Origin of the sequence: Ligilactobacillus acidipiscis DSM 15836 (assembly GCF_001435755.1) — a bacterium.
Classification (GTDB): Bacteria; Bacillota; Bacilli; order Lactobacillales; family Lactobacillaceae; genus Ligilactobacillus; species Ligilactobacillus acidipiscis.
This window is the reverse complement of record NZ_AZFI01000182.1, coordinates 1-3748: the sequence shown is the minus strand read 5'-3', so window position 1 is coordinate 3748 and position 3748 is coordinate 1. Positions and strand designations below refer to the sequence as shown.

At 37.0% G+C, this 3748-nt stretch carries 2 protein-coding genes; both read right to left on the bottom strand.

The window, feature by feature from the left end:
- Positions 1-286: 286 nt before the first annotated feature.
- Complete coding sequence (asnB, locus tag FC65_RS09455; protein WP_056972484.1) at positions 287-2245, bottom strand: asparagine synthase (glutamine-hydrolyzing); 1959 nt, start codon at positions 2243-2245, stop codon at positions 287-289.
- A gap of 476 nt (positions 2246-2721) precedes the next feature.
- Complete coding sequence (locus FC65_RS09450; RefSeq protein WP_235803125.1) at positions 2722-3519, bottom strand: glycine betaine ABC transporter substrate-binding protein; 798 nt, start codon at positions 3517-3519, stop codon at positions 2722-2724.
- Between the last annotated feature and the right edge of the window lie 229 nt (positions 3520-3748).

Below are 3748 nucleotides of genomic sequence, written 5' to 3'. Positions count from 1 at the left end.
ACTGCAACGAAAAGTATGAATAATTCAGGCTAACAATTACATCCTAAATTTTTGTTTTATTTCTATGAATTGTTTACAAAAAGTCTGGGACAAAACTAGCATTAAAGGGAAAATAATCTTGTAGCAAAAAAGAACTACATCATAGTGGGATTCTTTCATCCTATGATGTAGTTCTTGTATTTAAAGCTAGAATACAGTAGTTTTGTTCCAGCCCCTAAAAGGGTTGAAATTGAGTACTCAGTCAAGATCTTTATTTTAGTTGTGCTATTATCTTTGTAATTTGTAGTTACACCAGTTTTCCGCTATCCATTAAGGCTTGAACTTCAGGTTGAACGTGCCCATATTTTTTGACTGTGTTATCAAAATCAATAAAGAATAGTTTGTACCAAACTAAGAAAGTGTAAATCGTCCAGATCTGTCTCCGACCATTGATCTTGCCTTCATAGTTATCTTGCAACAGTCTTAGAATCTGTCTTTGATTAAAGATCTCGTTGACCCAACTTTCTTCAAAGAGGTCTCGAACTTGGTCACAGTATTCTTCTTCCTCTAACCAATCTTTGACTGGGACAGGAAACCCCAGTTTTGGACGCTTAGCGAAGTCTTCTGGTAGGTGCCTTAAAGCAGCCTTTCGGAAAGCTTGCTTAGAGCCATTTTTGTTCAATAACATTTTAGTCGGGATGTTGTTGGCGACTTCGGCAACCTTACGATCAAGGAATGGGACCCGCAATTCAAGCGAATGTGCCATTGAGATCTTATCTGCTTTCTGTAAGATATCGCTAAACATGAAGTGATGTAAGTCAATGTATTGCATTTGTTTAACATCATCGACATCTTTGACTTTTCCAAAATCATCCTGGTAGATACTGTTAATAGTCAGATTATTTTGATAGTCACCCTGAAGTACCAGGTTAGCCTGATTTGATGTGAAAATCGAAGGCTGCGTTGGATCATAGATCCATGATTCGCCTGTATAATAATCAGATGGTTCAGCCGCCCAAGTGTAAAGCTGTGTTTTACCTGGAAAGTTTGGCATTTTTTTGATTATTTTGGCTGCACGTTGACGTTTCTTTTCGGGTAAGTTGTGTAGTCGAGAAGCAATTGATTTAATGGTATCATTTTTAGAGTGCATCCCATAGTTAACATACCCAGCAAATAATTCATCAGCACCTTCACCTGAAAGTGCCACAGTGACCTTGCGACGAGCTAGCCGACAGAGATACCATAATGGAACTACTGAGGGGTTCGCATCTGGTTCATCCAAGTGATACTGCATTTCTGGAAAATCATCAAAGGCTTCCTTGGCATCAACTGTTTCAACGTTAAAGTTCAGGCCGTTTTCATCAGCCAACTCTTTTGCGACACTTGCTTCATCGAAAGGGCCGTTGGCAAAATTGACGCTAAAGACTTCTTGCGGCTTCAAGACGGAAGTGACATAGGAAGAATCAACACCTTCCGACAAGAAACTACCAACTTTAACGTCAGCAATATTGTGAAGCTTGACAGATTCAGTGACTGTCTTATCGATTTGATCGATAACTTCCTCTTCGCTGCGATTATCATCGATGTTGTATTGGGCATCCCAATACTTGTGCGTTGTTAAATGACCGTTAGAATACTCGAACCAGTGGCCAGCAGGAAAACGGTAGACGTTTTTAAATAATGTTTCCTTTAAGTCATTGTACTGGTTCATTAAATAAGGTTTAACAGCCCTTTTATTCAGCTCCATTTTAAAATTAGGCTGCCGCATGAATGATTTGATCTCTGAACCAACAATAAATGTTTCGCCTTGTAAGTAATAATATAAAGGCTTGATCCCGAAGAAATCACGGGCACCATACATGGCTTGCTTGTTGGTATCATAGATAAAGTAAGCAAACATACCGCGAATTCGCTTTAAAGTGCCTGCCATACCCCACTCTTCGTAGCCGTGCAACAGTACTTCAGTATCGGTGGCTGTCTTAAAATCATGGCCGGTATTAATTAATTCTTTTCTTAAAGATTGGTAGTTATAGATTTCACCATTAAAAGTGACCAAAATTGAATTATCTTCATTATATAAGGGTTGAGCACCACTTTTTAGGTCGATTACACTTAGCCGAACAAATCCCATTGCGACCTTACTGTCCGTAAAGTTGCCACAACCGTCGATATTAGGACCACGATGTTGAATCAACTTCATCATCGAGTTGATTGTTTCTTCTTTGTGGTCCACTTGCGGATCACTAAAAGCAATAATTCCACACAAAAAAATTTCCCCCCTAGAAAATGTAAACAGTTGGACTGTTTGTTTAACACTCCCTGATTATACGCCTAACTTGCTAAAAATTACAGAATAATTACAGATTTTACAAATGGTTAACAAGCAAATTATTTTGCTTATCCCATTATTCTATTGGATTATTATCATACCTTGAGTAAAAATTTTCAATGATTTGAATTTAAATCTTAAATAGTAGCTAAAAAATCTGGATTAGATTTTCTAAGAAAAAATATGCCTGGAGTTTAAAATTATTGATCAGAATTTTAGACTTATTAAATTATTTGGCTATCCTGTATTGATAAGTCTTACATATTTGAATATTTTCAAGCGAGTAGTCTGTGGAATAAATGCTCATAACAAAAAATTTGATCATAGATTTCAAAAGATATTTTGATAAAATGATGAAGGTTTTTTAATTACAGAAAAAGAACCTGTTGCTATAAACAGATTCAAGGCAGGTATTATTTTTTCAGATCTTCGATTGAATTAACATCTTTCATATAAGTTGGCACTGCTAGTCCGATGCGAGCATGTGGTAAATTAATGCGTACTTCATCAACTTGACCACGATACTTTTTCGCGTAAGCAGCATGACTGACTGGAAGTTGTGCTACCATCGTGGCATCGACTTTTTTAGAAGCTAGTGCTTGCCACATGATGGAAACATCCAATTGTTGAGTAGTAGCTTGATAACCTTTTTGAACTAATAAGTTTTTGACTACATAAGTGACGGCACGTTCGTAATCGTAAGGTGTATAGACTAGCTTGATTTTTTGACCATGACCAGCTGGCACATCTTGCAATATTTCGTTTACCTTTTTAGGATGGCTTTTGATATACTGTTTAGCTGCTTTATCAGATTTCATGCCACCGTTGATTTTTAACATGGTCGAGTATGAGTCACTGATCGTCCAATGAAAATTCTGTAATAGTTTATATGCACCAGGATTATCTTTTTGCAAGCCATTTCGTGCAACGGTACTAAAATGCTGAGTTTTATCGAAGATATTTTTGGAATCCTTCAACCACTTCATATCGTATTTTGCAAACATCCAGTGGGGTTGAAAGGCCGTTACAACGATCGGTTCCTTATTTTTAATTGCTTTACCTAGAGTACTGACCATGGCTGCTGTCGAACTGGGCATTAACTGCCAATTTTTTTCTTTTAGACCGTAAGCCGTCAGCATTTTCTTTGCTTTACCCATCTCACCAGAAGAAGCATCGATCCCGGTGACCGTATAATTTAATTGCGGACCCAATTTTTTTATCAGGATCGTACGCTTTTGCTTGTTGGCTACTGCAAGCTGCTAACAAAAAAGCTGAGAGCATGATCAACAACAGTGATAATAACTTACCAGCGTTCCGTTTCAAAAATAAAACCTCCAAACAAGAGTTAATTACTAGCCTTTATTTCACTCTAACGTAAATTTTTAACTTTGTTAAATAATTAACATATAAAGATAGTGTCAACTTTGTGTGGGTAAATTT